Source organism: Halococcus salsus (assembly GCF_009900715.1).
Lineage (GTDB): Archaea > Halobacteriota > Halobacteria > Halobacteriales > Halococcaceae > Halococcus > Halococcus salsus.
Genome location: NZ_JAAAJC010000003.1, coordinates 1 through 26,009, shown reverse-complemented (window position 1 = coordinate 26,009; position 26,009 = coordinate 1). Strand labels below are relative to the sequence as shown.

General features: G+C 67.4%; 20 protein-coding genes. 10 read left to right on the top strand and 10 right to left on the bottom strand.

What is annotated here, in order from left to right; all coding sequences use genetic code 11:
- Positions 1-13 precede the first annotated feature (13 nt).
- Entirely contained in the window at positions 14-430 is a 417-nt protein-coding gene (locus GT355_RS09580; RefSeq protein ID WP_160134437.1) for a plastocyanin/azurin family copper-binding protein, read from the bottom strand.
- A gap of 106 nt (positions 431-536) precedes the next feature.
- Here GT355_RS09580 and GT355_RS09575 point away from each other — a divergent pair, with 106 nt between their 5' ends.
- The 3 genes from GT355_RS09575 (at position 537) to GT355_RS09565 (ending at position 4,726) form a co-directional block, all read left to right on the top strand.
- The gene (locus GT355_RS09575; RefSeq protein WP_160134436.1) at positions 537-1,247 is read left to right on the top strand and encodes a protein sorting system archaetidylserine synthase; all 711 of its coding nucleotides are present in this window, start codon (positions 537-539) and stop codon (positions 1,245-1,247) included.
- 578 nt (positions 1,248-1,825) lie between these two features.
- Positions 1,826-3,031 (top strand): HEAT repeat domain-containing protein, encoded by a 1,206-nt coding sequence (locus tag GT355_RS09570; protein WP_240145794.1) that lies wholly within the window; start codon positions 1,826-1,828, stop codon positions 3,029-3,031.
- 42 nt (positions 3,032-3,073) lie between these two features.
- The gene (locus GT355_RS09565; protein WP_160134434.1) at positions 3,074-4,726 is read left to right on the top strand and encodes a phospholipase D-like domain-containing protein; all 1,653 of its coding nucleotides are present in this window, start codon (positions 3,074-3,076) and stop codon (positions 4,724-4,726) included.
- 17 nt (positions 4,727-4,743) lie between these two features.
- Here the strand turns inward: GT355_RS09565 and han are convergent, their stop codons facing one another.
- Complete coding sequence (gene han / locus GT355_RS09560) at positions 4,744-6,633, bottom strand: Hef-associated nuclease (protein ID WP_160134433.1); 1,890 nt, start codon at positions 6,631-6,633, stop codon at positions 4,744-4,746.
- A gap of 102 nt (positions 6,634-6,735) precedes the next feature.
- Between han and GT355_RS09555 the strand changes: the two genes are divergently transcribed.
- Together GT355_RS09555 and GT355_RS09550 are read left to right on the top strand one after the other, a co-directional pair.
- Positions 6,736-7,218 (top strand): JAB/MPN domain protein-containing protein, encoded by a 483-nt coding sequence (locus GT355_RS09555; RefSeq protein ID WP_120072180.1) that lies wholly within the window; start codon positions 6,736-6,738, stop codon positions 7,216-7,218.
- Positions 7,215-7,643 carry an FAD synthase family protein gene (locus GT355_RS09550; RefSeq protein ID WP_120072182.1) on the top strand — a complete coding sequence of 143 codons (429 nt, stop codon included), beginning with the start codon at positions 7,215-7,217 and terminating at the stop codon, positions 7,641-7,643. The genes GT355_RS09555 and GT355_RS09550 overlap by 4 nt, the downstream gene beginning before the upstream one ends.
- Before the next feature lie 185 nt (positions 7,644-7,828).
- Here GT355_RS09550 and GT355_RS09545 read toward each other — a convergent pair whose 3' ends face one another.
- The 3 genes from GT355_RS09545 to GT355_RS09535 are packed head-to-tail and all read right to left on the bottom strand — an operon-like array spanning position 7,829 to position 13,782.
- Complete coding sequence (locus GT355_RS09545; protein ID WP_160134432.1) at positions 7,829-9,631, bottom strand: hypothetical protein; 1,803 nt, start codon at positions 9,629-9,631, stop codon at positions 7,829-7,831.
- A 3-nt stretch (positions 9,632-9,634) separates the two neighbouring features.
- Complete coding sequence (locus tag GT355_RS09540; RefSeq protein WP_160134431.1) at positions 9,635-11,650, bottom strand: type II secretion system F family protein; 2,016 nt, start codon at positions 11,648-11,650, stop codon at positions 9,635-9,637.
- On the bottom strand, positions 11,647-13,782 hold the full coding sequence (locus tag GT355_RS09535) for a type II/IV secretion system ATPase subunit (protein WP_160134430.1): 2,136 nt from the start codon (positions 13,780-13,782) through the stop codon (positions 11,647-11,649). Before GT355_RS09535 ends, GT355_RS09540 begins: the two co-directional genes overlap by 4 nt.
- A gap of 126 nt (positions 13,783-13,908) precedes the next feature.
- Here GT355_RS09535 and GT355_RS09530 point away from each other — a divergent pair, with 126 nt between their 5' ends.
- Positions 13,909-15,138, top strand: coding sequence for an inorganic phosphate transporter (locus GT355_RS09530; protein ID WP_160134429.1), 1,230 nt, complete (start codon positions 13,909-13,911; stop codon positions 15,136-15,138).
- 23 nt (positions 15,139-15,161) lie between these two features.
- Here the strand turns inward: GT355_RS09530 and GT355_RS09525 are convergent, their stop codons facing one another.
- Entirely contained in the window at positions 15,162-15,866 is a 705-nt protein-coding gene (locus GT355_RS09525) for a hypothetical protein (protein WP_160134428.1), read from the bottom strand.
- A gap of 109 nt (positions 15,867-15,975) precedes the next feature.
- Here GT355_RS09525 and GT355_RS09520 point away from each other — a divergent pair, with 109 nt between their 5' ends.
- The gene (locus GT355_RS09520) at positions 15,976-18,708 is read left to right on the top strand and encodes an AAA domain-containing protein (RefSeq protein ID WP_160134427.1); all 2,733 of its coding nucleotides are present in this window, start codon (positions 15,976-15,978) and stop codon (positions 18,706-18,708) included.
- Between the two features lie 295 nt (positions 18,709-19,003).
- Positions 19,004-19,273 carry a hypothetical protein gene (locus tag GT355_RS09515; RefSeq protein ID WP_160134426.1) on the top strand — a complete coding sequence of 90 codons (270 nt, stop codon included), beginning with the start codon at positions 19,004-19,006 and terminating at the stop codon, positions 19,271-19,273.
- A 129-nt stretch (positions 19,274-19,402) separates the two neighbouring features.
- Here GT355_RS09515 and GT355_RS09510 read toward each other — a convergent pair whose 3' ends face one another.
- A complete protein-coding gene (locus tag GT355_RS09510) occupies positions 19,403-20,794 on the bottom strand; it encodes a hypothetical protein (RefSeq protein WP_160134425.1) in 1,392 nt (463 codons plus the stop codon).
- Positions 20,795-20,886: 92 nt separating this feature from the next.
- Here GT355_RS09510 and GT355_RS09505 point away from each other — a divergent pair, with 92 nt between their 5' ends.
- Positions 20,887-21,639, top strand: coding sequence for an MBL fold metallo-hydrolase (locus GT355_RS09505; RefSeq protein ID WP_160134424.1), 753 nt, complete (start codon positions 20,887-20,889; stop codon positions 21,637-21,639).
- Between the two features lie 37 nt (positions 21,640-21,676).
- Here the strand turns inward: GT355_RS09505 and GT355_RS09500 are convergent, their stop codons facing one another.
- Genes GT355_RS09500 through GT355_RS09490 form a run of 3 tightly spaced genes read right to left on the bottom strand, consistent with a single transcriptional unit; the run spans position 21,677 to position 24,759 of the window.
- Positions 21,677-22,171, bottom strand: coding sequence for a macro domain-containing protein (locus tag GT355_RS09500; protein ID WP_160134423.1), 495 nt, complete (start codon positions 22,169-22,171; stop codon positions 21,677-21,679).
- Positions 22,172-22,210: 39 nt separating this feature from the next.
- Positions 22,211-23,092 (bottom strand): DUF4349 domain-containing protein, encoded by an 882-nt coding sequence (locus GT355_RS09495; protein ID WP_160134422.1) that lies wholly within the window; start codon positions 23,090-23,092, stop codon positions 22,211-22,213.
- Between the two features lie 47 nt (positions 23,093-23,139).
- Positions 23,140-24,759, bottom strand: a complete 1,620-nt coding sequence (locus tag GT355_RS09490; RefSeq protein WP_160134421.1) for a potassium channel family protein — start codon at positions 24,757-24,759, stop codon at positions 23,140-23,142.
- Positions 24,760-25,072: 313 nt separating this feature from the next.
- Between GT355_RS09490 and GT355_RS09485 the strand changes: the two genes are divergently transcribed.
- On the top strand, positions 25,073-26,009 hold a 937-nt coding region (locus GT355_RS09485; RefSeq protein ID WP_160134420.1), incomplete at its 3' end, for a twin-arginine translocation signal domain-containing protein.

The following is a 26,009-nucleotide window of genomic DNA, read 5'->3' as shown; positions in this document are numbered from 1 at the left end:
CGAGAGACTACTTTTACTCGACGACGTCGAACGAGCCGACCATTCCCCCTGGCTCGTGTGGAATGCAGAAGTAGTTGTAGGTACCTGGAACCTCGAAGGTGTGTTCGTACACCTCGCCGCCGTGGATAGCCCCACCGCCGTTCTGGTTCCACGCCTCGCGGGCCGCAGCCGTGGTCTCGAACCCGCCGGAGGCGAAGAAATCCGCCCCGTCGGGGATCCCCGACCCGTAGGCGGTCACGGTGTGCGCGCGTGCGCCGGTGTTACGCCAGACCACGGGCTCGCCGACGCGCGGCTCGAAGTCGTCCTCCGGGAGGAACGCGCTCGCGGCCATCCCGATGTCGTAGTCGGATCCCCCCTCCGCGGCCCCGAGGCAGCCCGCGAGGCCGACGGCGACGCCCGTGCTCGCAGCCAGAAACGCACGACGGTCCATAGTTCGACGTACCGTCCGGAGCGGTATAGCCGCCGCGGTACGCGCCGAACTTCTGGCCCCGCCGACGAGTATGAACACCTAAATCGCCCGCCGGCAACCCCGGCATATGCCGCCCCGTCCTCGGTTCGTCGCTCGGCTCGGGCTCGCCGACGCGGTGACGGCGACGAACGCCGGGCTCGGGTTCCTCGCGGCGGCCGCCGCCCCGTTCGCCCCCGCGCTCGCCGCGCGATTGATCCTTCTGGCGGCGGTCGCCGACGGCCTCGACGGCGTGCTCGCGGCACACACCGGCGGCACCCCGCTCGGGGAGGTCCTCGACTCGCTCGCCGACGTCGCCTCCTTCACCGTCGCGCCCGCGCTGCTCGTCTTCGGTATCGTGCGTGCTGAGTGGGAGCTCTCCTTCGCCGTCCCGACACCGGCGCTCGCGCTCGCGCTCGTCGTTCCCGCCGCGTTCGTCGTCGTCGGGGTGGTTCGACTCGGGCTCTACACCGCCTACGACATCGACCGCGGAACCACCGAGGGGGTCCCGACCACCCTCGCGGCGACGGTGCTCGCGGCGGCGTTCCTCGCCGGGGTTCGCGACCCCGTCGTCGTGCTCCTCGGCCTGGCGGCGTTCGTCGCGCTGATGGTCGCGCCGGTTGGCTATCCGGACCTCCGGGTGCGCGACGCACTCGTCATGGGAGCGGTCCAGGCTGGCGCGATCCTCCTGCCTGGATCGTTCTTCCGGGTCTTCCCGCGCCTGCTCTGTGGGTTCGCGCTCGCGTACCTCGTGCTCGGGCCGCGATACTATCCCTTGCTCGTGGAAGGGAAACGCACTTAGGCGATTCACCCGAAATCGGATTCATGAGCGACGGTGACGAGCCTCCGGCCGACGACGACGCCGACGCGCCCGCCGAGGGCACCGACGGCGAGCCGGTCGACGAGGAGACGTCGGCCGAAACGGCGGACGAAGCGACCGAGGAGAGCGACGTGGACGAAACGACGGAGACGGAGCCGGAGCCGGAGGACGCAGTGGAGAGCGAGGAACCCGACGACAGCGACGAGACTGACGAAGACGAAGCGGGTGGCGGTGACGATACGGAAGACGGGGCGGACGAAGCGGATGCAGAGGGCGACTCGGAGGGCGAAGCAGCCGAAGACGACGGCGAGGGGACGGAAGACGAGGGAGACCCGGAAGCGGATGCGGCTGACGCGGAAGCGGCCGGAGACGAGGCGGATTCGGACGACGAAGGGGACGCGGAGGAAGAAGCGGAAGCGGATGCGGACCAAGAGTCGGAGGCCGACACCGCCGACGAGGACGGTGAGACGGACGAGGACGGCGACACGGACGACGAGTCGGAGTCCCTCCCGGACACGACACCCGAATCGCTGGACTCGCGGCTCGACGAGGTCGAGGGGATGGTCGACGAGGCCGAGACCGAGGCCGACCTCGACGAGGCGGAGGCGAAACTCGACGAGGTCGAGGCGGACATCGAGGCCGCGGACCTCCCCGAACCCGACGAGGACGAAGAGGACGAGGAGGACGTGGCGGACCCGCGCGACGAACTCGAAACCACCGTGACGGGGCTCCGCGACGCCATCGAGACCGAGCGCGGGCCGTACGCCGAGGACGCGGTCGAGACGATCGAGAGCGCGAAGGCGACCATCGAGGACACCCGCTGGACCGAGGACGGCGAGCCCGAGGTCGTCGCGGCGGTCGAGTCGTTCCTCGACTCGGTCGGCGAGGTGCTCGACGAGTCCTTTTCGACGGACGGCGAGACGATGGCGGACCTCACGGCGGCGCTCGACGACGTGATCGAGACGGTCGAGGCGCGCGACCTCGACCCCGACGACGACGCCGAGACGGTCGCCGACCTGTGCGAGGTGGCCGACGAGCTCGAAGCCGACCTCGCCGACGCCGAGGAGTGGGACGACCTCTCGGTTCGTGAGAAACTCGATGCCGAGGGGTTCTACGACGTGCTCACCCCCGAGAACCGGAAGGACTTCCCGCCGGAGTGGAACGCGATCAAGGTCTACGAGAAACAGAACGACCCCGAGTCGATCCTCCACGGTCTGGAGATGTTCGGCTCCGAGTACATGCAGGGCCACTGTATCGAATCGTTGAAACGAATGGGCTCGCCCGAGGCCTACGACGCGATGGAGCAGCGCGCCCAGAAGCGCAACAAGCCACCCATCGAGGTGCTCGGGAAGATCGGCGACGAGCGCGCGCTCGACACCCTCCACGACTACATCGAGGGCGACAGCGACCCCGCACTCCAGACGGTCACGATCAAGGCGATCGGCGAGATCGGTTCGACCGACTCGACCCAGGCGGTCGCGGACAGGTTGGTCGCCGAGAACGACACCGTGCGCTCGAACGCCGCGCGTGCGCTCGGGCTGATCGGCGACACCCGCGCCATCGACCCCCTCGCCGACGTGCTCGCCGACGACGACTCCAACCCCGTGCGGGCGAGTGCGGCGTGGGCGCTGAACCAGATCGGGACGGCGGAGGCGCTCGATGCCGCCCGCGAGCACGCCGACGACCGCTCGTTCCTCGTCCAGACCGAGGCCGAGAAGGCCGAGGGCGCGATGACCGACGAGGACAGAGCCGAAACGCCGGCCTGAGCGGGCGAGGGTTTACATACCGACGGGAAACCACCGACGGGCGTGTCCGTTCGTCTCGTCTGGGTCGTCGCCGTTCTCGCGGTCGCACTGGTCGCGGGACCGGTGGCGGCGGCCGGACCGGGGAGCGATACGTCGACGACGAACGGGTCGGCAAGTGCCGGTCCCCACATCGAGTCGGTGTACCCCAACCCGCTCGCCGACGAGGACGCCGGCGAGTACGTGGTCCTCGACTTTCCCCGCCCGACGAACCTCTCGACCTGGACGCTGACCGACGGCGAGAGTGACGTCTCGCTCTCGAACGACACCGTCTCGGGGCGGGTCGCGGTCACCGCGGAGCCGGAGGCGGCGCGCAACGCGACCGACGCCCCGTTGCTCGCGCTCGATGATTCGGTGAGCCTCGCCAACTCCGGCGACGCGGTGGCGCTGGTTCACGACGGCCACGAGGTCGACATCACGACCTACGAGGACGCCCCCGACGCCGAGGTGTGGAACCGGAGCGCCGACGGCTGGGGGTGGGAACACCTCGGCGCGACGGACTTCGCGGTGGTACGGACCGACGCCACGAGCGCGCGGGTGTTCGTGCTCCCCGACGACCCGGAGGTGGCGGTCGAGACCATCGAGGCCGCCGACCAGCGGGTCCTGCTCGCGGGCTACACCTTCAGCTCGGAACGGGTCGCACGGGCGCTGAAGCGGGCGAAGCAGCGAGGGGTTCGAGTTCGCGTGCTCGTCGACGACGCGCCGGTCGGCGGGATGAGCGAACGTCAGGCTGCGGCGCTGAACGAACTCGTCGTGGCCGGGATCCCGGTCGACGTCATCGGCGGGGACTGGGCACGGTACGACTACCACCACGCGAAGTACGCCGTCGTCGACCACCGCGCCCTCGTCATGACCGAGAACTGGAAGCCGTCCGGGGTCGGTGGCCACTCGAATCGGGGCTGGGGTGCGGTGGTCGGGAGCGAGGCCGCCGAGGCGCTCGCCGCGGTCTTCCGCGCCGACGACGGCTGGCGCGATACCGTCCCGTGGCGCTCCTACCGGGCGAACCACACGTTCGAACCCGACGACGTGGCGAACGAGACCTATCCCTCGAACTTCGATCCGAAGACGGTCGACGTCGACGGGGTGCAGGTGCTCGTCGCCCCCGACAACGCCGAGCGCGCGCTGATCGCCCGGATGGACAACGCCACCCGATCCGTCGACGTGATCCAGCCCGCCATCGGGAGCCGACACCAGTCGTTTCTCGAAGCGGCGATACGCGCGGCGAGGCGCGGCGTGCGGGTCCGGGTCCTCCTCAGCAACGCGTGGTACTCCGAGGACGAGAACGAGGCGATGGCCGAGTGGATAAACGCGCGGGGGGAGACGGAGGACCTGCCGCTCGAAGCCAAAGTGGTCGACCCGGAGTCGACGTTCGAGGACATCCACGCCAAGGGCGTCGTGATCGACGACGACACCGCGGTCGTTGGGAGCATGAACTGGAATAACAACTCCGCCAACGAGAACCGGGAGGTTACGGTGGTGCTGGACGGCGAGGCGGCGGGTGCGTACTACGGTCGGGTGTTCGAGGCCGACTGGACGGAAGACGGCGGGTCGGGGATCGACCTCGGGTTCGATTCGCCGCTACCGATCGGGGTTCTCGTCGCCGTCGTCGGAGTACTCATTCTCGGGATCGTCGTCGCGCGCCGTATCGAGTTCGAGTAAACCCCGAACGCCCGCTCTCAGTCCTCGAAGCCAGCGACGCTGGCGCTGCCGAGCTCCTCGTCGATCTCGGCCTCGCCCATCTTGGTCTCGAGCGCGTCGAGGACCGCCTCGCGCATCCCCTTCACGAACTTGATCGAGCCGACGACGAGGTGGCCGCCGCCGCTCACACCGCCGCCGTCGACCTCCGTTTCGAGTTCCTCGACCATCCGCGGGATGTCGAGCCGGACGCCGTCGCTTCGGAGGACGGCGAAGTCCGGGCCGTAGCCCACAGTGATGACGGGGTCGCCGGTTTCTTCGACCTTCGCGTCGTGGATCGCGCCCGTCGTCTTGCCCGGTGCGGGGTAGGTGAAGCGGTGGGCGTGACGCTCGACGTCGAGTCGGTAGAGGTGGGCTCCGTTGTCGAGCTCGCGCTCCTCGACGTGGGGCATGGCGGCGTCGAGCTGCTTTTCGGTCTCGTGCTCGGCGCGGTCGGCGAGGAACTCGACCAGCTCCGCGTGCGGTGAGTCGTCGCCCGTGCCGACGTCGAGGACGTCCGCGAGCAGCGACTCGCCCGCGCTGTAGCGGAGCCAGTGGGCGGCGTAATCCAGCGCGTCGCCGACCGCCTGGAGGTCCGCCTCGTCGTAGCCCTTCTCCCGGGCGAGCGCGAGGTAGTCGTTCATCGCGTCGGCCTCCGAGCGGTCGGTGAGACCCGCGACCGCGGGGACGTGGGCGAGCTCGTCGGTGAGCGACGGGTCGATCATCCGGGCGAGCTCGACACAGAGCATCCCGGTCGTGATCCGGTAGTCCTCGCCGTGGAGGTAGGGGTTGACGTGGGCGGCGAGGAGGTCCCCGACCGCCTCGGGGTCCGGGTGGTGGTGGTCGACGACGAGAACGGGGATGTCGTACTCGGCGAGCGCCTCGTAGGCCGGCACGTCCTCCTCCGTACTGCCGTTGTCGAGCATCACCACGAGCGGGAGCTTCTGGCCGTGGCGCTCGCGGTCGCCGAGCGCGAAGTTCAGATCACGGGTCACGTCCTCCATCTCGTAGTAGGGTGCCTTGCTCGGGAGGCGTTTCACGAGGTGGCGACCCGCGTCGGGGTCGTCGTGGACTTCCTGGGCGAACCGTTCGAGCGCGAGCGCGACGGGGATCGACGCACACATCCCGTCGCCGTCGGCGTGGTGGCGGATGCGGATCGGGCGGTTTTCGAGCACCGCACGCCGGAGGCGGGTGGCGACACCTTCGAGGTCGGGCACGAGGTCGGCGAGCGCCGGCCACTCGACCATCGGGTCGATCTCGTTGGCGGTCGCCTGCTCCGCCAATCCGTTCTCGACCGCCTCGTGGAGTTCTTCAGGGTCGTCGTGGGCGTCGAGCGACTCGACTTCGACTTGGAGCGAACCGTCGCGTTCCTCGACGACGCCAGCGACTCGCACCGCATCGCCGACCTCGACCGCGGGGTAGGCTCGGACCCCCGCGGCCTCGAAGGCCGCACACGCCACGAGCCCGGTCGGGGCACGGAGGGTGAACACGGTCGGGCCGCCGGTCTGGTTGATCTGGACGACCTCGCCGTCGACCGTGACCTCCTCGCCAACGTGGTTCCGGAGGTCGTCGGCCGCCGTGATGTCGGGTTCGTACTCGACCCGGAGCGTTTCACCGCTCCCGTCGGCTGCCTCGAATCCGAGGTCGCCGTTTTCGCGGACCTCGATGAGACGCACGGTGATCTCGTCGTCCACTTCGTAGTCGTCGTCGAGGTTCGATTCGTGAACCAGCCCGGAGACGGTGGCCGAGAGGTCGACGAACACGCCGTACTCCACGACACCGTTGACGGTGGCGACGTAGCGCTTGCCAACCTCGACGTCCTCGGTCGTACACTCGGGCGCGAGGTCGTAGACCGCATCACCGGGGGCCGCAGATTCGGATGGTGAAGACATTCTTGTGCGGCGTTTGCCGCGGCCGACTTTAACGCTTGGCAAACGGGTTTTCGGTGCTCCGGCGTTCGGAACCCTTAGATGGACGCCAGCCGGATCCCACGCATGGGGCTGTTCGGTTCACCGACTCTCCTCGGGATCGCCGCCGAGACGCTGGATTTCGCGCGGTCGGCGGCCGCCGAGACCCACCCTGACGAGTACATGGGCCTCCTCAGAAGTCAGGACGCGAGCGAGCTCGGTCTCGACGAGTCCGGCATCGTGATCACCGACGTACTCGTCATCCCCGGCACGAAATCGAACCCCGTGAGCGCCACCGTGAAAACCAGCCTCGTCCCCAACGACATGCGCGCCGCGGGCTCGATACACTCCCACCCGAACGGCGTGCTCCGCCCGAGCGCCGCCGACCGCGCCACCTTCGGTCGCGGACAGGCTCACGTCATCCTGGGCGCGCCCTACGGACCCGACGACTGGCGCGCGTTCGACAACGAGGGTGAACCACGTAGTCTAGAAGTGCTCGACGTCTCGCTGCCCGACGACGAGGCGTTCTTCGACTTCACCCAGGCCGACATCGACGAGGAGCTTCGATGACGACGGTCGTCGCCCAGGGGACCTTCGACATCCTCCACCCGGGCCACCTCCAGTATCTGGAAGAGGCGGCGGCGATGGGTGACGAACTCCACGTCATCATCGCGCGTCGCGAGAACGTCTCCCACAAACGAACGCCCGTGCTCGCCGACCGCCAACGCCGCGACATGGTCGACGCGCTCGACCCCGTCGACAGCGCGGTGCTCGGCGACCGCGAGGACATCTTCGTACCCATCGAGCGGATCGACCCCGACGTGATCGTGCTCGGCCACGACCAACACCACGACGAGCACGCGATCGAGGGGGCGCTGGACGAGCGTGGCATCGACTGTTCGGTCGCACGTGCGGCGGGTCGAACCCCCTCCTACGACGACGAACTCCTCTCGACCGGTCGGATCATCGACCGGATCTGTGAGCAACGCTGCTGAGACCCGTCGGACGACCGTCTGACGAACCCTTTTCTTGTGGCTCTCGATACGTGATACTATGTCCACCTCCGCCGCCGGGACGCCGAACACCCGGGCGGTCGTCGAAGCCCTCTCCTACGAGTCGAGCCCGCTCGACCGCACACCCACCCGCGACGACGCCCTCCTCGCGGCCTACAAACACCTCATCACCCATCGGACCGCCTCGCGGCTCGGCCTCGTGGCGAACGTCCACCCGCGACGCGACGCCGGACTCGGGCCGACCGAGTGGTACGAGGCGCTGGTCTCGCCACTGCTTCGCGAGCTGCCGGGCGTCTCGGCACCCGGACCCGGGACGGCCGTCTGGCGGTACGTGCCGGAGTGAGGGGTTCGGTCGTGACCGTCGCCCTCTCGGGTGCCGTCGCATCGATGTACACCGGCCGTCTACTGCCGTCCGCGAGCACGAGGTAGACGACGATATCGGCCTCGTCGTAGGAATCGACGACTCCGGACACCTCGATGCCGTTCGCGGTCGACCACGCCGAGAGGGAGACGGTCGAGGAGTCGACCCGTCGGGGGCCGTTCTCGAAGACGTACGCCTGCCCGTCGAACCGGATCGGTTCCCGCGATGCGTACCGGAGCGGACCGTCGCCGGAGACGTCCTCGATGGCCGTCGAGTCGGCGATCCGAAACCGATTCGGCCCGCTCGTTCCGTTCAGCGCGGCGGCGTCGTCCTTCGTGACGACCGAGAACCCGGCGACGGCGAGTGAGGGGGGTCGTACCTCGAACGCGAGCCGGTTCACCGTGCCCGTGCTCGTCAGGTTCGCATCGAGCGGCGCACGGTTCGCGGACGTCTCGTTGGTCGAATTACCACCGTCCGCGGGGTAGTTCAGGCCGAACGCCTCCGATCGGTTTCGCTCGTCCGCGAGCGCGACCGTCACGCCGACCGTCCGTCCGCCGTCGTCGCCTCCCGGCGTGTAGACGAACGACGCCTTCCCGTCGTCACCGGATTCGGTGCTGGCCGGTTCCAGCGTTCCGGAGCCGTTGGTGGTCGCTTCGAGATCGACATCCCGGAGCGGCCCGCCGAACTCGTCGACCGCCCGAACGACGACGGTCCGCTCGCCATCGGGGTCCACCGCCGGGGCGTGCGAGGTGACGTTCGTGAGGTACGGTTCGAGGTCGAACCCGTCGTCGGTCCCCTCGCCGATGGACACCTTCGCCGCCGCAAGCCGAGTCCCGCCGTCGATGTGGACCCTGACCCTGCTCGTCCCCGGCGAGTCGTCGTAGTCGAGAAGCCGGGCGTAGCCGCGCTCGTCGAGGAGATCCTGCCACTGTGAGCGTGGGAGCCTGGTCGGGAGGCTGACGGTCGCGCCGCCGGACGGCACGGTCGTGTTCCAGTGCCCCGTCCGTTCGGTCGTGACCGTGGTCGAGACCGCCCGCTCGTCGAGGTCGCCGCTCAGGAGGACCAGCCGAACCGCGTCGTCGCCGAACGTGCCGTCCGTAGTGTCGGCCAGCACGGTGTCGGTCCCCGAGTACCGTTCGAGCAACATGCTGTATTCGAGCGAGATCTCCCGTCGCTCGCCGAGCTGGTTGTAGGTCGGACGGTAGGTGACGAACGTGGTGTTGAATCGCTGCGTCCCGTCACCCCGCTCGGTGTCGAGACCCGAGATGACGACCGGCCGTGGTGCCGTCGATTCGAGCGACCCGACCGGGGTACCGGGGTCGACCGCGAACGGGCGAGTTGGATACCGAACCCCCAACTCCACGGTCGTCCGTCGAGTCGTGCTGGCTCCCGCCGGGGCGGTCGCGGTGTTCATCACCGCCGCACTCAATTGCTCCAGTTGGCTCTCGACCGTCCGGCTGTGTTCGAACTCCACCGCCCTGTTCTGGGCGGGGACGACGCTCGATTGGTAGATCGTGAAGACGATCATCACCAACGCGAAGATCAGGACGAACCCCACCACGGGCGAGACTGCGCGGTCGTCGTCGGACCGTCGTGTGCGTCGCCTCATGGCTTAGATCACCGCGAAGACCGCGAGCGCGACGGTCGGGAGGACCACTGCGAACTTCGTCCCGGTGAGGAGGGTGCCGCTCCGGATGTAGCCCGCGATGAACCCCGACGTGACCGCCTGGATCGTCACGGCGTGGAAGAACAGCATCCCCATCAGGTCGACGTCGATGCTCGCGCCGAGCCCCGCCGCGGCCGCCCCGCTCGTTCCGGTGTCGAGCCCGGCCACCGTATCGAGGAAGTTCACCTTCAGGACCGCCATCACCGCGAGCAGGGTGAGGAAGGTCATCACGACGATCACGACCTGCATTCTGGCCTGGGAGCGCTGTTCACGCTCGACCGCGTCCTGGTTCTCGCTCGCGCGCGCCGCCGTCGACAGCACCTCCGTTATCTCCGAGGAGGCCTCCTGTGCCTCGCTGATGACGTTCACCGTCCGTGCGAGTCGCGGGACGTGGTACTCGTTGTTGAACTCGACGAGCGCCCTCGTCAGGTTCGTCCCGTAGTCGACCTTCGCGGCGACCGTCCGAAGCTCGCTCGCGAGCCGTCCCGAGGAGGTCTCGGCGACGACCCGGAGCGATTCGAGGAGGGTCAGCCCCGTACTGTTGGCGCTCGATAGCTTCCGGAGCGTCTCCGAGAGCTTGCCCGTTATCCGACGGCGCGACCGGACGTTCCACCCGTAGAACACCGCGAGCGGCAGCCCGTTGACGTACAACGGCACGTAGACCCAGAGGAAGGTGCCGACCACCGAGCGATCGACGAACCCGTCGAGCGACGTGGGGGCGCGTCCCGAGCGCACCGCGAGGGCCAACAGCACCACCGAGGCGGGTACCGTGAGCGCGAGCACGGCGAGCGGTCGGTCCCGGAAGAAGCGGTGTGGGTTCGCGAGGAGTTCCGCCGTCCGATGGGTCCCCTCGCGGTCGCGGATACGCTCGAACACCGCGTGTCGACCGGTGTACTCCTCGACCACCCCGAGGTCGGCGAGCTGGGACCGACCCGTCGTCGAGGTCGGTGCGCCCTCAACTCCCTCGGGTCGGAGGTAGCCGTCGCCGACCTCGTCCTGTTTCACCGTCGAGACCAGCACCGCGAAGCCGATACCGATCAGGGGGACCAGCCCGTAGACCGTCAGATAGAGCAGCAACGTTTGCGGGCCGCCGACCATGCTCATCACGACGAGGACCACGACCAGGAGGAGGGGAAACACCGAGAGCGTGATGTACAGCTCGCCGAACAGTTCGAGCGTTTCGAGCACCAGCGACTGCTCCTGTTTCGAGGTGCGAAGGTGCTTGTCCTTCTTGTCCCGGAGGAACGCCGTCATGCTCCCGCCGGAGTCGACGACCGAGAGCATGTCGGTCAGGAACTGGCTCAGCTCCTCGCTCGGGGTTCGGATCGACTGCCGCCGGATCGCGGTCCGGTAGTCGGTGTCGAAGAACTCGGTTTCGAGGTGGATTGACTCGAACTCCCTCGCGACCGCGCCGTAGGTGTCGTCGGCCCCCGCCATCGCCTCGACGATCTCGAGCTGGTTCAGCCCGCCGATCGAGAGGGCGTACATGAATGAGACCGAGTCCGCGAGCAGCACGTTGATCTCGCGTTTCCTGGCGTTCGCCCGGACGTAGGGGATCGTGACGAGCGTGCCGAACCCGACCGTGAACCCCACGAACCCACAGACGAGCCCCGACGCTCCGACCAACAGCGGGAGCTTCGCGGCCTCGAAGAGCTCCAGTACCACGCCGTGGAGCACCCGGAGGTCGGTGAGCTTCGGGACGCCGTCCACGAAGCGCTCGACGAGGAGGAAGCCGACGACCGTGGCGAGCACCCACAGCAACGCGCCGACCGTGACCCCGACGCCGATCGCACGCGAGAGGTAGATCTCGACGGTGTCAGGCATCCGCGCCGCCGCCAGCTTCCGTTCCATGTCGTCGACGAAGTCGCCGTCGTCGTCGAACAGCCGTCGGTAGAGGCCGTAGAACCGGTCGCCGAACGTCCGCCTCCCACCCACGTAGCCCCCGCCGATCCCGTGACTCACGGCTCGTCCTCCGCCCCCATCGGTGCTCCCGACCCGTCGTCCGCGCGGCCACCGTCGGTGATCGCGGCGGCGACGCTCGGCGCGGACCGGTCGTCGTACGCCTCGAAGAGCTCGGCTTCGGCCGTTTCGAGTATCGACCCGGTGAGCCGTCGCAGCTCGTCGGAGGGGTCGGGGCGGGGGACCATCGCTTCCGTCGCGGGGTCGGTGTCGATCTGCACGCTTTCCATCCCACGCAAGTCGTCGAGGCTGGCTTCGAGCCGGTCGGACGCGATCAGCGAGAGGATCGTCTCGGGGTCGTTGATGAACGCCTGGAGCGTGGCGGCGGCCTGGGTGTAGGTGTTGAGCCCCCGGTCGACGAGGTAGGCCAACACGACCTTTCGCTTGAAGAGCTCCGTAGAGAGGCGGTCTTCGGACCAGCCCCGGTCGAAACGGATCGATTCGAGGGTGTTCGAGCTCCCGAGACGGAGGTAGTCGTCGGTCTCGGCCTGCCACTGGTAGACGTCCTTGACGTTGATCTCGTCGTGCTCGGCGTCGTAGTAGTTGATCTCGGTGAGCGCCCGATTTCGGCGGACCTTCCTCCCGCGAACCCGCGTCGCGGTCTGGACGCTCACGAGGTCGAGCGCCGTGAACAGCGTCTTCGAGACGTTGATCGGGTCGGTCGTAAACCGCTTGATCACCTCGCCAACGTTGTCGGCGTGGAAGGTCGTGAGCGAGGTGTGACCCGTGCTCATCACCTGAAAGAGCGTTCGACCCTCCTCCCCCCGAACCTCACCCATCACGATGTAGTCGGGGCGCTGGCGGAGCGCGGCTTCGAGGAGCGCGAACTCGTCGACGTCGCCGACGTCGTCGGCGCTGAAGGAGGGTCGCGTCACCGAGGCGACCCAGTTTCGTTGCGGGATCTCGAGCTCCCTGGTGTCCTCGATCGAGACGATCTTGGCGTTGCTCGGGATGAACAACGAGACCGCGTTGAGGCTCGTCGTCTTGCCCGAGGCCGTCCCGCCGGCGAACAGCATCGACCGGCCGTTCTCGATGCAGAGCCAGACGAAGGCCATCTCCTCGATGCTGAACGTGTGCCAGTTGATGAGGTCGACCGGGGTGTAGGGGACGTCCTTGAACTGCCGGATGGTGTAGTTGGTGCCGTGGTCGGAAACCTCGCGACCGAGGGTGAGCTGGGCGCGCGAGCCGTCGGGAAGGGTAGCGTCGACCTGAGGCTGGCGTTTCGAGATCCCCTTCCCCGAGCGCTGGGCGAGCTTCACGACGAAGTCGTCGAGGTCGCTCTCGCCGTGGCGGACGTTGGTGATCAGCTGTTCGCGGTCGGTGTGATAGACGAACACCGGGGAGTCGTAGCCGTCACACGAGACGTCCTCGACGTTGACGTCGTGTTTGATGCCGTCGATACGTTCGTAGCCGATGAAGTCCCGCCGGAGATAGTAGCCGAGCTTCTCGACCTGGTAGGCCGAGAGCGTCGCCGCGTCCTCGTCGAGTACCGCGGGTTCGGGCCGGGCCGAGACTCCCTCGTAGTCGCCCCGTCCGTCGCCCGTTCCAGCCGTCCCGCTCGATCTTCGTCGAACGATCCCTTTCAGCCTGCCGAGAACGCCTGAACGCCCCGTGTCCGCGGTGGGACCTTCGTAGAGGTCGTAACGTTCGAGCAGTCGGCTCGTCTCGGTCTCGATGACGGCCGCGCGCTGGGATTCGTCGCCATCGGCCACGGCCTCGTCGTCCGAGTAGGTGATCCCGGTCTTGAGCTTCCGGGTCAGGAACGCCTTCAGGTCGGTTTCGATCCGGGTGGGGTGGGGCTCGACGAGGTAGTACTTCGCCTCGTTTTCGCGCGTCGAGTGGAAGATGACCACGAACGAGTAGGGTTCGTTGACCCAGTAGCGCGTGACCTCCCGGAAGTGGGGTTTCCGGTCGAGTGGCACCGCCTTCTCGAGGTCGTAGCGGTTCGCGACCGTGGTCCGCCCGTCGGCCGTCGTGAAGAAGTCGTCCTCGTCGAGCGCGTCGTCCACCGTCACCGTTCGGGCATCGACGGCGCGGGCGAGCCCATCGGCCATCCCGGCCGCGGCGGCGATACGGGCCGCGACGCCAGCGCTCGTGGGCGGATCGCGAGCGGACGAACCATCGGACTCCGACATTGGCGAGCCTGGCCTCCTCATCGAATAAAAACCCTCGGTGGGGCCGAGTCGGCCCGATACCTCGACCGAGCGGCCGACGTCGGGCGGAACGATAGCTTTTACCTACCTCGTTCGTATAAGTTACGTGTGCTTTCGATACTCCTTCTCGTTGGGGTCGGCGTCGCGGTCTTCGTCGGTTTCAACATCGGTGGCTCCTCGACCGGCGTCGCGTTCGGGCCGGCGGTGGGGAGCCGGCTGGTCTCGAAGAACGGTGCGGCGGCGCTGTTCACTCTCTTCGCGCTGATCGGTGGCTGGACCTACGGTCGGGAGGTCGTGAAGACGATGGGTGGCGATATCGTCCCGTCGAGCCAGTTCACCCTCGGGGCGAGCGTCGCGGTGCTGTTCTTCGTCGGCCTCGCGCTCCTCATCTCGAACCTCTTCGGCGTGCCCGCCTCGACCTCGATGACGGCGGTCGGCGCGATCGCGGGGCTCGGCCTCGCGAGTCACACCCTCGATTGGGGCGTGATGGGCGGGATAGTCTCGTGGTGGCTCGTCGCCCCCGTGGTCGCCTTCTGGGTGTGTGCGGTGATCGGCCGCTACCTCTACCCCTACCTCGACGCGTGGTTCGCGCTCGACCAGTCCGACAGCGACCTCCTGACGATCGACCGGACCGGCCCGGTTCCCGTCCCGCGACCCGCCCCGGGAACGACCCCGAAGGAAGTCTTCTGGAGCGCCGTCGTGCTCGCGATCAGCTGTTACATGGCGTTCTCCGCGGGCGCGTCGAACGTCGCCAACGCGGTCGCCCCCCTCGTCGGTGGTGGCTCGGTCACGGCCGACCAAGGGGTGCTGCTCGCGGCCGCCGCGATCGGTCTCGGCGCGTTCACGATCGCCCGACGGACCCTCGACACCATTGGCAACGACCTCACCGACCTCCCCCTCCTGGCCTCGCTGATCGTCGCGAGCGTGAGCGCCACCATCATCACCGTGCTCTCGCGGCTCGGGATCCCGGCGAGCCTGGCCGTGAGCGCCACGATGTGTATCGTCGGCCTCGGCTGGGGTCGGGCCACCCGAACGACCACCATCGCGGACGCGGCGTCGGCGGCCTACCGCGGTGAGGAGAGCGCGACCCTCACCACCGGCGCGCTCGCCGCCGACTCGCCCGAAGCGATCGACGCCGACGGTACCCCCGACGGCGGTGACGTCCCGGAGCCCGACGTCCCGCGGATCGGCGACGAGGACCCCACGGACTTCACCTCCCAGGAGCTCTTCGACCCGTCGGCGACGGGCCGGGTCGTGATGCTCTGGATCCTCACCCCCTCCCTGTCGGCGGCCGCCTCGTACGTTCTCTTCAGTCTCTTCCCGATCTACGGTGGCTAAGGTACGCAAAAATCAAGAATACGTCACATGTTATCAAAACCAACATTTTGATCGGAGATCTTCTCTACATTTTGTTCTCCGTGTTCTGTTAGTCGATAGAAGCTTGAATCGTCATCGATTGGCTCGAAATATCTGTTCGAAGAATCTTTCTTCTTGTCCATCCGAACGACAGGATGTTTAGCATGGATTTTGTCTTCTGACGATTCGGGGATATCTAAATATTCTGGCGGTTTGTATTCTTCACCAAGCCTTTTCCGTAGTATCTGTAGAGCTTGCCATCTCCAGACAGCAAGCTGATCTATCCGGCGTTTGAGAACGTTTTCTCGGTCCTGTCTACCACTATCCGTGGCACTTTTTGACATCCCTGTCTGTGTTATGAGATTCGTATTAGTAGCCAACATTTTGTCTGTCCCCTCTAGACTAGAATAAAATTTTGTCAGAGAATCCACTTCTACATCTTGTAGGAGTCCAATATTCTCTGCGTGAGATTCGTATGCTGTTGTTGAACCAATACTATTGGTTGGAGGCTGACGAGAATCATCGTCGACCCACTGCGGGAAGAATGTCATTGATTCTAACTCTGCCCTTATGGCTCTCCTTGCTGAGCTTTTCCGACGCTTGATCCTCAGCCGATAGATCAGGTAGCTACCACCTACGCCAATGATCGCAGCCAGTAGAACGATTATATTTCCAACCACTGGGCTTGATAGGAGTTCAGTCAAATCCATGCAGCCAATCTACTCTTGAGAACACATTAGCATTAATCTCAACCCATCTTGACAAATTCGCTATGTTTGATATCGATAGCGTTTTTCGCCTCCCTACCCCGTCTCCGATGTGACCGAACTCCGGGGCGTACTGGTCGAGGTCGGCGACGGGACCACCGTCGAAACCCGGTACGGCGAGCGCGACCTCGCCGAACTCACCCTCCGACCGGACGGGGGTCGCGCCGACCCCGTGACGCTGACCTGCTGGGGGAAGTGGGCCGAAACCACCGACTACGCCCGACCCGGAATGGACGTTTTGGCCGTTGACGTCGAGGAGAACGACTACGACGGTGACGGTGGGTACGCGACGACCGGCGACTCGCGGGTGGTGCTCCAGCCCGACTACCTCGTGAACGTCACCGACGTTCGCTCGTGGGTCCAGTGCCCCAGGTTGGAGTACCTCAACTCGATGTCGGGGATCCCCCTGAATTACCCGGTAGTGAAGGGGACCATCGTGCACGAGGTCTTCTCCGACCTGCTTCGGGGAAGCGAGGTCGAGGCCTCGATCGACGACCGGATCGAGGAGGCGGGCCTCGACCTCGGCCTCCTCGGGCGGGATCCCGAGGAGGTGCGGGCGGACGTCGCCGACCACGCCCGTGCGATCGACGGCTGGCTCCGCCAGGGTACGCTCGACGACGAGGACGAGTGGCGCTCCGAGCAGACACTCATCAGTGAACGGTACGGCCTGAAGGGTCGGGCCGACGCGGTCCGCCGGGGTTCCCCTGTGGAACTCAAGACAGGGAAGAACACCAAGAGCGAGCCCCGATTTCAGGACAAGATCCAGGTCGCTTGCTATGCGCTCCTGTTGGGTGAACGCGGTCCGTCACCCGATACTGGCACCCTCATCTACACGAAGAACGCCGCACTCGACCGGAACGAGGAGGACGGCGACCTCTCGCCGGCGAAGGACTTCTCGCTCAACGACGGTTTACTCGGGTACGTCGTCCGTCAGCGCAACCAGCTCGTGTCGATGGCGCTCGAAAAAACTGTGCCGACGGGCTACGAGGCCAACGCGCGGTGTGAGTACTGCTTCGAGCAGGACACCTGCATGGTGGTCTCGGGCCGGCTCGACCAGGAGTCGAAGGCAGGGCAGATCGGGAGCGCGCTCCCCGCCGAGGAGCGCGCGTACTTCGCACGATTTTACCGCGCCATCGAGGCCGAGCGCCGCGCGGTCCACCGGGAGTACGCGAAGCTCTGGACCCAAACCCCCGAGGAGCGCGCCGACGCCGACCGCGCGCTCATCGACCTCGAACCGCTCGGAAGAACCGAGGTCGACGACGGCTGGGAGCTCCGAGCGCGGTGTGACGACCCGGTCTCGAAGATCCGCGAGGGCGACGTGGTGCTCGCGAGCGACGGCGACCCGGTCTACGGCACCGCCGAGATGGGTCGGGTGCTCGAACTCGACGACGAGGTCGTGGTGAGCACCGAGGAGCCGGTCGACCTCCGGCGGCTCGACGTCTACCCCTCGGAGATGGGTGTCGACGGGATGCTGACGGCGCTCCACAACGCGGTGCTGGCCGGCGACCCGGACCGAAAGGACGTGCTCTTCGGGCGGCGCGAGCCCGAGTTTCGGGAAGTGGACGAGACGTTCATCCCGAACAACGAGAGCCAGGACCGGGCCGTCCGGCTCGCGGTCGGCGCGGAGGACTGTGCGCTGGTCCACGGCCCGCCGGGCACGGGCAAGACCTACACCATCGCGCGCACCATCCAGGCGCTGGTCGAGCGCGGGGACCGAGTGCTCCTCTCGGGGTTCACGAACCGTGCGGTCGACAACGCGCTGGAGGCGCTCCGCGACCAGGGGTTCGAGGAGTTCGTTCGCGTGGGAACCGAACACGGGGTCCGTGCGGACATGCAGGGGTTCAGACTCGAAACCCGCGGCGACCCCGAGGCGCGAGCGCGGGAGCTGGAGGACGCACCCGTGGTGGCGGCGACGACCGCGAGCTGTGGCTCGCGGGTCATGCGCGAGGAGTCGTTCGACGTCGCGCTGGTCGACGAGGCGGGTCAGCTCACCGAACCCGCGACGCTCGCGGCGACCACGCTCGCCGACCGGTTCGTGCTCGTCGGCGACCACCAGCAGCTTCCCCCCGTGGTCCAAGCGGCGGACGCGGCCGACGAAACCGGCATCGAGGTCGAGTCGACGACCGACCCGGCCGCCGCGCGGTCGGACGGCGGTACGACGGACGCAGCCGACCTCTCGCGGTCGCTGTTCGAGCGGCTGGTCGACGCCCACCCCGACGCGTCGGTGCTGCTCGACACCCAGTATCGGATGGCCCAGCGGATCCAGGCCTTCCCGTCGAGCGAGTTCTACGACGGCGCGCTCAGACCCGCCTCGCCAGACGTGGCCGCCCAGCACCTCACGGACCTGCCGGGTGTGGACGGCGACGCGCTCCCCGACCACCTCCGCGACCGCGTGGCGTTCGTCGACCCCGGCGGGACGGCGCGGGGCAACACCAATCCCACGGAAGTCGAGGCGGTGGGCGAGACGGTTGACGCGTTCGTCGCGGCGGGGCTCGCGCCCGACGACATCGGCGTCATCGCGCCGTTCCGCGCCCAGGCCGCGGCGATCCGCCGGCAGGTGCCCGACGTGACCGTGGACACCGTCGACCGGTTTCAGGGCTCGGCGAAGGAGGTCATCGTCGTCTCGTTCGTCGCGACCGGCACGCTGGACTCGCCGGTCTTCGAGGACCCACGCCGAGTGAACGTCGCGCTCACGCGCGCGAAGAAGGCGCTCGTGCTCGTCGGCGACCGCGCGGCGCTCACGTCCGACGAGCGCTACGCCCGGATGGTCGAGTGGGCCGACTGACCCGCACAAGGGTATACGACCAACCAACTCGGCGTAACTATCGTACGACCCTCCCCGACGGGATCACCTTTAAACGGACCGCCGGAAAACGAACGCTCGACATGCGACGACACGACCGTGTTCTCGCTCGAACGGGTGGACAACTCGCTCCCACCACCTCGGGACGGAGGAACGCGTGACGAATGCGGGGAGCACACTGCTGGCGTGGAGTTACGAGTGACTGACTTATCGGCGATGGTGGCGACCACGAGGTCCGACGGGTTCGTCGATCAGTACCGGGGAGCTGACCAGACGGATGCGTAGCGAGCGCTTCGGGACGGTCCGTGACCTCCGCCAGTGGATCAGCGCGCTCTCGGCGGCCAAACGGCTCCTCGTCCTCCTCGGATCCGGTGGTATCGCGCTCGCCGCACAGGGGATCGCGACGGCCGAAGAGCAGGAAGCCGTCGTCGTGGTCGTCGCTTCGGGGGTCTCGCTCGTCGCCGTGCTCGTCGCTCTCCACTCGGTCTACGCGCTCCTTCGGCCGTTCGTCAGCTCCGCCACGTCGGGCGACGCCGACGAGAACTGACCCGGCGCACCGTCCGAAACGAAGGAGAGGGTGCGACCTCGCCGTTTTCGCGTCGGTGGTTCCCCACGAGGGTGTACGCGTTCCGGCGTGACGACCGAACAGTTCCTCGTCCGACCCCGAACCGTCTCGTTACCGTTCGATGATCGTCCCGTCCGTCCCGACGGCGATATCCGACCCGTCCGACCCGCTCTGCCCGATGGTGACCCCAGACAGGTCGGCATCGACCGGAGCCTCGACCGTCTCCCAACCTCCGTCCACGAGTTCGACGACCGTCCCGGCGTCGCCCGCCGCGAGCCCCGATTCGCCAGCGAGGTCGATCGCCGAGAGCTCCGTCTCGGCAGCCCGCAGCCGCGTCCAGACCGAACCGTCGTACCGGAACACCGCACCGTCGTCGCACGACACGACGACCATCGACCCGGCCGCGTCGACCCCGGTGAAGGCGGCGTTCGCGTCGTCGATGCCGATCCGCTCGTAGCTTTCGCCGCCGTCGGTGGTCCCGTAGACGCCCTGGCTGGTATCGCAGAGGTAGCCGCGGTCGTCGTCCACGAACGAGACGGCCGAGATGCTCGACCCGCTGCCGGGTTTTTCGACCTCGCCCCACGAGACGCGGCCGTCGTCGTATCGCCCCCGGAGGAGTTCGCCGGAGCCGTTCACGAGGTGGATCCGTTCGTCGCCCGCCGTCCCTGTGACCGCGACGTCGGTCCAGGTGCTCGTCCGGTCCTTCGGTGCGGAGTGGTCGGTGAGTTCGCCATCCCTGTAGCGCCCGAGCACGCCACTGTCGCCCGCGAACCAGACCGCCCCGCCGTCGGCGGTCGCATCGACGCCCCGGAGCGGGTTTCCGTTCGCCGTCGGACCCCCCTCGACCGCGACCGCCCAGCCGTCGTCCTCCCGAGTGAGGACGACCCCGTTCTCCCCGACCGCGTACGCGCCGTCGGCGGTCGCGACCACGTCGAGCAACGACTCCTCGGTCGGTGCGTTCGCCGTCTTCCAGCCGGGCTCGACGTCGGGAGCCGTTTCGTCTTCGTCGGTCGGTTCGTCCTTGTCCTCCGACTCCGATTCCGGCTCGTCGTCGGTTCCCGTGGTCTCGGATCCGCGTTCGTTCGTCGGTCCGGCCGTCGCCGCCGGTCCCACGTCGCTGGAGCCGACGTCCGCTTCCGTTTCCCGGTCGTGGTCGTCGCCGTCCAGCCTCTGTTCTCGCTGTGAAACACTGGACTCGACAGTGTCGGCACGCGGGTCGCCGCTTCCATCTCCCGTACCACGTCCCGAACCCCGTCCATCGCTGGACTCACCGCCTTCGCCGACGACCGACGGCACCCGCTCGCCCTCGCCGGTGGAATAGAGGAACACCGGCGGGAGAACGTAGACCGCGATCGCGACCAGAACGAACCACCGAATGCCCGTGAAACTCGCGATCCCGATCAGTGCCGTCAGCGCTGCCGCGCTCGCCGCGTGAACACCCGATTTGGCGTACTCGCGGTAGTACGCGAAGAAACCCCGGCGTTCGCCCTCGGCGGCTGTCATTGCCCGTTGTGCACGACTGAGGCCCATGAGCCTTCGGCTTGAGCACGACGCCGGCGAGCAACGCTTTTGCCCGCCCCGTCCCCCGATTCGTCATGCGCGTAACCTTCCTCGGGACGGGAGCCGCGATGCCGAGCGGCCGGCGATCCCAGACCGGACTCCTCCTCGATGCCGACGACGATTCGCTCCTCGTCGACTGCGGCAGCGGCGTGCTCAACGCGCTCGCGCGAACCGAGACGGGGTACGAGGGCGTCTCGACGGTCCTCCTGACCCACCACCACCTCGACCACGTCGCGGACCTCCTCCCGCTGGTGAAGGCCCGGTGGCTCGCGGGCGCGGAGCATCTCGAAATCGTCGGGCCGCAGGGCACGAAAGAGCTGATCGACGGCCTCCTCGACGTCCACGAGTACCTCGACGGCCGGATCGACCTCCGGGTTCGCGAGGTCGTCGCGGAGTCGTTCTCGCTCGCGGGGTTCGACGTCGACGCCCGCGAGACTCGTCACTCGATGTACTGTCTCGCCTACCGCTTCACCCACGACGACGGGCCGGCGTTCACCTTCAGCGCCGACAGCGAGGCTTTCACGAACCTCATGAATTTCGCCGACGGCTCGGCCGTGCTGGCCCACGACTGCTCGTTCCCCGACGACGTCGACGTCTCGAATCACCCCACGCCGAACCAGCTGGGCGAGACGCTCGCCGGATCGGGGGTCGAGGTCGGGCGGGTCTACCTCACCCATCTCTACCCCCACACCGAGGGCCGCCACGAGGAAATGTTGGAGTCCATCGGGGCGCACTACGAGGGCGACGTCAGGTTCGCCCGCGACGGTCTCGCAGTCGAGGTCGAGTGACCGGTCACGGCTCCGCTCGGCCCACCGATCCGGTTCGTCAGTTCTCGCGCGTGGCCTCGCGGATAGTCGCGACCTCGTCCTCGTCGTAGCCGATCAGCCGGACGTCGGCGAGCGACGTGGATTCGTACTCGGCGATCACCTCGCCGATGATCCGTGCTCCCTCGCGGAGGTCGAACCCCGCGATCCCACAGCCGAGCGCCGGGAGCACGAGCGACGTACATCCGAGTTCGTCGGCGCGTTCGAGGCTGGTCCGGGTCGCCTCACGGATGCTCTCGGCGGTCGCGCGCCCGCCTTGCGGCATCGCGGCGGCGTGGATCACCCACTCGGCGTCGAGGTCGTAGGCGTCGGTGACCGCCACCTCGCCGAGATCAACTGGTCCCTTCGAGACCGCCTCGTCGTCGATGCCCGGACCGGCCCCGCGCCGGAGCGCGCCCGCGACGCCCGACCCCATCGCCAGCCCCGTGTTGGCGGCGTTGACGAGCGCGTCGGCCTGCTGGGCCGCGATGTCACCCTGGACGACGTCGAAGTTCATACTCGCCGTTGACCGTCCCGGGCCAAAAACCCGTGCCGGTCAGGGTGCGCTTCGACGGCGGTGGACGAGGTAGCCGACCAGCGCGAGGGGGACCCCGAAGACCACGAGGTACGGCGCGGCGTACGCGAGCCCGACGACGATCGCCCGGATCGCGGTGACCACGCCCTCCATCGACGAGACAAGCGCGCTGCCCACGCCGACGTCGTACCACTGCTCTGGGGGTGCGCTCGGGCTGGATTCGGCGTACGTCACCGTGATCGTCGAGTAGGCGACCCGGTCGTTCAGCGAGGCCAGTCGGCCTTCGAGACGCTCGATCCGCGACTGCACAGCCGAGAGGCGCTTCTGGACCGCGAGGGTCGCCTCGGTGTCGCTGGCGTTGTCGTAGAGCGCGCGGAGCCGGTCGCGCTGGGCGCGCGAATTGTTGAGCCGGGCTCGGAGGTCGATCAGCTTTCCGGAGACGTCGGTACTGTTGCTGTTCGCGTTCTCCACCGTGCCGACCGCCTTGACCTGCGAGAACAACGTCGAGAAGGTTCGACTGGGAACGCGGAGCACGAGCTCGCCGCGGGTGACGTTCTCGCCGGATTCGGTGTAGGTGCTCTCGCTCGACGCGCTGACGTAGCCACCCGCCGCCCGAGTCGCCCGCGTCAGGTTCCGCTGGGCCGCGCTGAAGTTCTCGACCCCGAGCTGGACGCGGCCGGTCTTGATGACCGCCTGTGGGGCTTGGCGCGCGCGCTGGGCCTCGCCCGCTCCACCGCCGCCGGCGCTGGCACCCCCGCCACCCATCCCGGCGTTCGCGTTCCCGCCCCCACCGCTCGCACCGCTCGCCTGGTCTCCGCCAGCACCTCCCGACCCGCTACAGCCCGCGAGAACGACCATACAGAGCATCACGACCGTCGCTACCGTGCGAGTGCGGGAGGGCATAGCATGCCTCGCCCGACCGCCGGCATATGTTTTGTGGCCGATACTTCTCACTCGGCCAACGCGGTGAAGCGGTTGACGTCCTCGTCGGTCCCGACCACGATCACCTCGTCGTCCTGACGGAGTTCGAAGTCGGCACCAATATCCGTGAACACGTCGCCGTCGCGCTCGACCGCGACGACGGTACAGCCGGTTCGGGCACGGACGTCGGCCTCCGCGAGGGTCCGGCCGGCGAGGTTCGGACACCGAGTTTGGAGCACCTCGATCTGGCTGTCGAAGTCCATGACGTCCTCGTCGAGGATCGTCGAGGCCAGCATCCGGCCGCTCACGGTGGCGAGCGCGAGCACGTAGTCCGCGCCGGCGCGGTAGAGTTTCCGGACGCTCTCGGTCTCCTTCGCCCGCGCCAGGATCTCGATGTCGGGGTAGAGCTCCCGGATGACGAGCGCCGCGAAGACGGTCTGCGTGTCGTCCGGGAGCGCGAGCACCACCGCGAGCGCGTCGTCGAGGCCCGCGGTCTTCAGCACGGCCTCCTCGGTGGCGTCGCCCACGATGTCCACGCCGGGTTTGTCGGCGAGGTCGACCACGACCGACTCCAGCCCGTCGGCCGCGATCGCCGCGTCGACCGTCGACCCGACTTCGCCGCGCCCCGCGATGACGACGTTTCCGCGCCGGTAGGGTCTGGTTTCGGCCGTCGTCATCCGCTTGAGGGCTTCGAGCTGTTCCTCCTGACCGGCCACGAGCAGCAAGGAGTGCTCGTCGAGGCGGGTGTCGGGCCCCGGCGGGCTGACGAACGCCCCGCGGAGCCAGGCTCCGATGACGTGCGCCCCGGTGCGTTCGGTGATCCGGCTCTCGGCGATCGTGACGCCCGCGAGGTCGCTCCCCGGTCGGATCGTGAGTTCGGCCACCTCGAACTCGTCGCTGATCTCGACCGCGTCGCGAAGCTCCGGCGAGACCGCCGTCGTGACCTTGTCCGCGAGGCTCTCGCCGACGAGCCGCCGCGGCGAGAACACGTCGTCCGCGCCCGCGTAGGTGAGATAGTCGGCGGCATCGGTGTCCTCGACGAACGCGATGATACGGGTCCCGCTCTCGCCCGCCGCGAGCGCGATCGAAGCGTTTGCCTCGTCGATCGAATCGGCCACCAGTGCCCGTGCAGCATCCAGGTTCACCCGCTCCAGGGTCGTCTCGGATTCGGGGTCGCCGTAGACCACGCTCACCCCGTCCTCGTGGAGGTCGTCGGCGCGGTCGCGGTCGGATTCGACCACCACGTACGGGATCTCCCGCCGTTCGAGTTCCTCGATGAGGGTCTCGCCGCGCGGGGTGTACTCACAGACGACGACGTGGTCGTCGAGGTCGGCACGGGTCGGTGCGCTCGTCGAGAAGGTCTCTTCGAGCAGCGGGAAGACGATCGCCGGGAGCGCGAGGAAGATCAGTGCGACCCCCGTGAGGTCCATCACGATCACGATGACGTTCATCGCGGGGCTGGTCCAGCCCGCATCGGAGCCGAAGCCCGTCGTGGTGAACGTCTCCACGACGACCTGCAGGGCGTGGAGGAACGTCGTCGGTTCGCCCTCGAACGTCGTCATCCCGTAGTCGTAGACCACCGCGTAGCCGAGGATCAGGAGGCCGAGCGAGACCGCCGAGTAGAGCGCCCGACGCTGCCAGGTGTTCATCGCTCCCCACCATCCGGACGGCGAACCACCGCCCCGGGTGCTCCGTCCATCGTTCGGGTTCGCCAACGGATCCTCATGAGCGGTTCGGTTCACCGACCGTTCCACGCACTATCGACCGCTATCGGCCGCTATCACCCGCTTTCGCGACCCGAGCGCCGATGGTTTCAGAACGAGGTGACTCGACACAACGACGATCGACGAATGGTTCCATTATGGTACTGATCTTGAAAAACATTTTTTACGGTGCGAGTTTCTTTATCTGATGATGCCACGGAGTGATGGGGAATCACGGGGAGGGGGAGCGCAGCTATCGGTGAACCGGCGTTCGTACTTGAAACTCGCGGGGGTAGCGGCGGGGTCGGCGGGACTGCTGTCGGGGCCGGCGAGCGCGGCGTTCACGCGTCGCGGGATCCAGTTCAATCGGACGGTGAACATGGTCGAAGATGCAGGGTGTGACCCGACGGGGAACGAACCCTGCGACGACCAGATCACCGCGGCGGCCGACGATTACACCCTGCTCAAGTTCCCGGCCGGCGAGTACAAGATCACCGAGAAGAACGCGGTCCTCGGTCTCACTAACGTGGGATTTCTGGGGGTCGGCGACGCACGCTTTACGGTTCCGGAGGACTTCAACGAGAAGGTCCTGGTGGTGGACCGGGGCGAAGGGGTGCTGTTCGAGGGTATCGACATCGACCAACGGGCCGACGGGGCGACGCCCGCGCTCCACATCGCGGGTGACGACGACATCCGGGTTCACGACGTCGAACTGATCGGAGCGGGGATACACAGGGATTCGATCCCGAAAGGGGAACCGGGCTACTCACCGGGCGTTGGGCCGGACAAAGGCAACCCGCGGGTCCACGACTTCTTCTACCCGATCGTTCGCTCGGAGAGCGGGACGGGACTGGTGACGAACCTCCGGGCGAACAACCACGGGTTGATGGGTACCTACAACGCCGGTAACGGCCGGAGCGGTATCTGGGTCGGTATCGGAACCTACGGCACGATCACCTTTCGTGACTGTCACATCGAGGAGTTCGGCTCGAACGGCTGTTACACCAGCCGAACCTACGGCGTGGTCCAGTACGAAGGCGGGGTCTATCGGAACAACGACAACAATCAGATACGGTTGGGGAGCGAGAACAGCTACATCGACGGGGCCAGTCTGGAGGTGGACGCCGATGCCAGTGAAGCGCCGAACCCGTACGAGGCGCTCAACTACCGCGGGGTGCGCATCGAGATGGGGCACA

Bases quoted from the DNA above. Each gene is read 5' to 3' on its own strand.
- GT355_RS09505 (WP_160134424.1), top strand. From the start codon at position 20,887: ATGCGCGTAACCTTCCTCGGGACGGGAGCCGCGATGCCGAGCGGCCGG.
- han (WP_160134433.1), bottom strand. From the start codon at position 6,633: ATGTCTTCACCATCCGAATCTGCGGCCCCCGGTGATGCGGTCTACGAC.
- GT355_RS09580 (WP_160134437.1), bottom strand. From the start codon at position 430: ATGGACCGTCGTGCGTTTCTGGCTGCGAGCACGGGCGTCGCCGTCGGC.
- GT355_RS09500 (WP_160134423.1), bottom strand. From the start codon at position 22,171: ATGAACTTCGACGTCGTCCAGGGTGACATCGCGGCCCAGCAGGCCGAC.
- GT355_RS09515 (WP_160134426.1), top strand. From the start codon at position 19,004: ATGCGTAGCGAGCGCTTCGGGACGGTCCGTGACCTCCGCCAGTGGATC.
- GT355_RS09510 (WP_160134425.1), bottom strand. From the start codon at position 20,794: ATGACAGCCGCCGAGGGCGAACGCCGGGGTTTCTTCGCGTACTACCGC.
- GT355_RS09575 (WP_160134436.1), top strand. From the start codon at position 537: ATGCCGCCCCGTCCTCGGTTCGTCGCTCGGCTCGGGCTCGCCGACGCG.
- GT355_RS09495 (WP_160134422.1), bottom strand. From the start codon at position 23,092: ATGCCCTCCCGCACTCGCACGGTAGCGACGGTCGTGATGCTCTGTATG.
- GT355_RS09555 (WP_120072180.1), top strand. From the start codon at position 6,736: ATGGGGCTGTTCGGTTCACCGACTCTCCTCGGGATCGCCGCCGAGACG.
- GT355_RS09525 (WP_160134428.1), bottom strand. From the start codon at position 15,866: ATGGATTTGACTGAACTCCTATCAAGCCCAGTGGTTGGAAATATAATC.
- GT355_RS09490 (WP_160134421.1), bottom strand. From the start codon at position 24,759: ATGAACACCTGGCAGCGTCGGGCGCTCTACTCGGCGGTCTCGCTCGGC.
- GT355_RS09570 (WP_240145794.1), top strand. From the start codon at position 1,826: ATGGTCGACGAGGCCGAGACCGAGGCCGACCTCGACGAGGCGGAGGCG.
- GT355_RS09535 (WP_160134430.1), bottom strand. From the start codon at position 13,782: ATGTCGGAGTCCGATGGTTCGTCCGCTCGCGATCCGCCCACGAGCGCT.
- GT355_RS09545 (WP_160134432.1), bottom strand. From the start codon at position 9,631: ATGAGGCGACGCACACGACGGTCCGACGACGACCGCGCAGTCTCGCCC.
- GT355_RS09550 (WP_120072182.1), top strand. From the start codon at position 7,215: ATGACGACGGTCGTCGCCCAGGGGACCTTCGACATCCTCCACCCGGGC.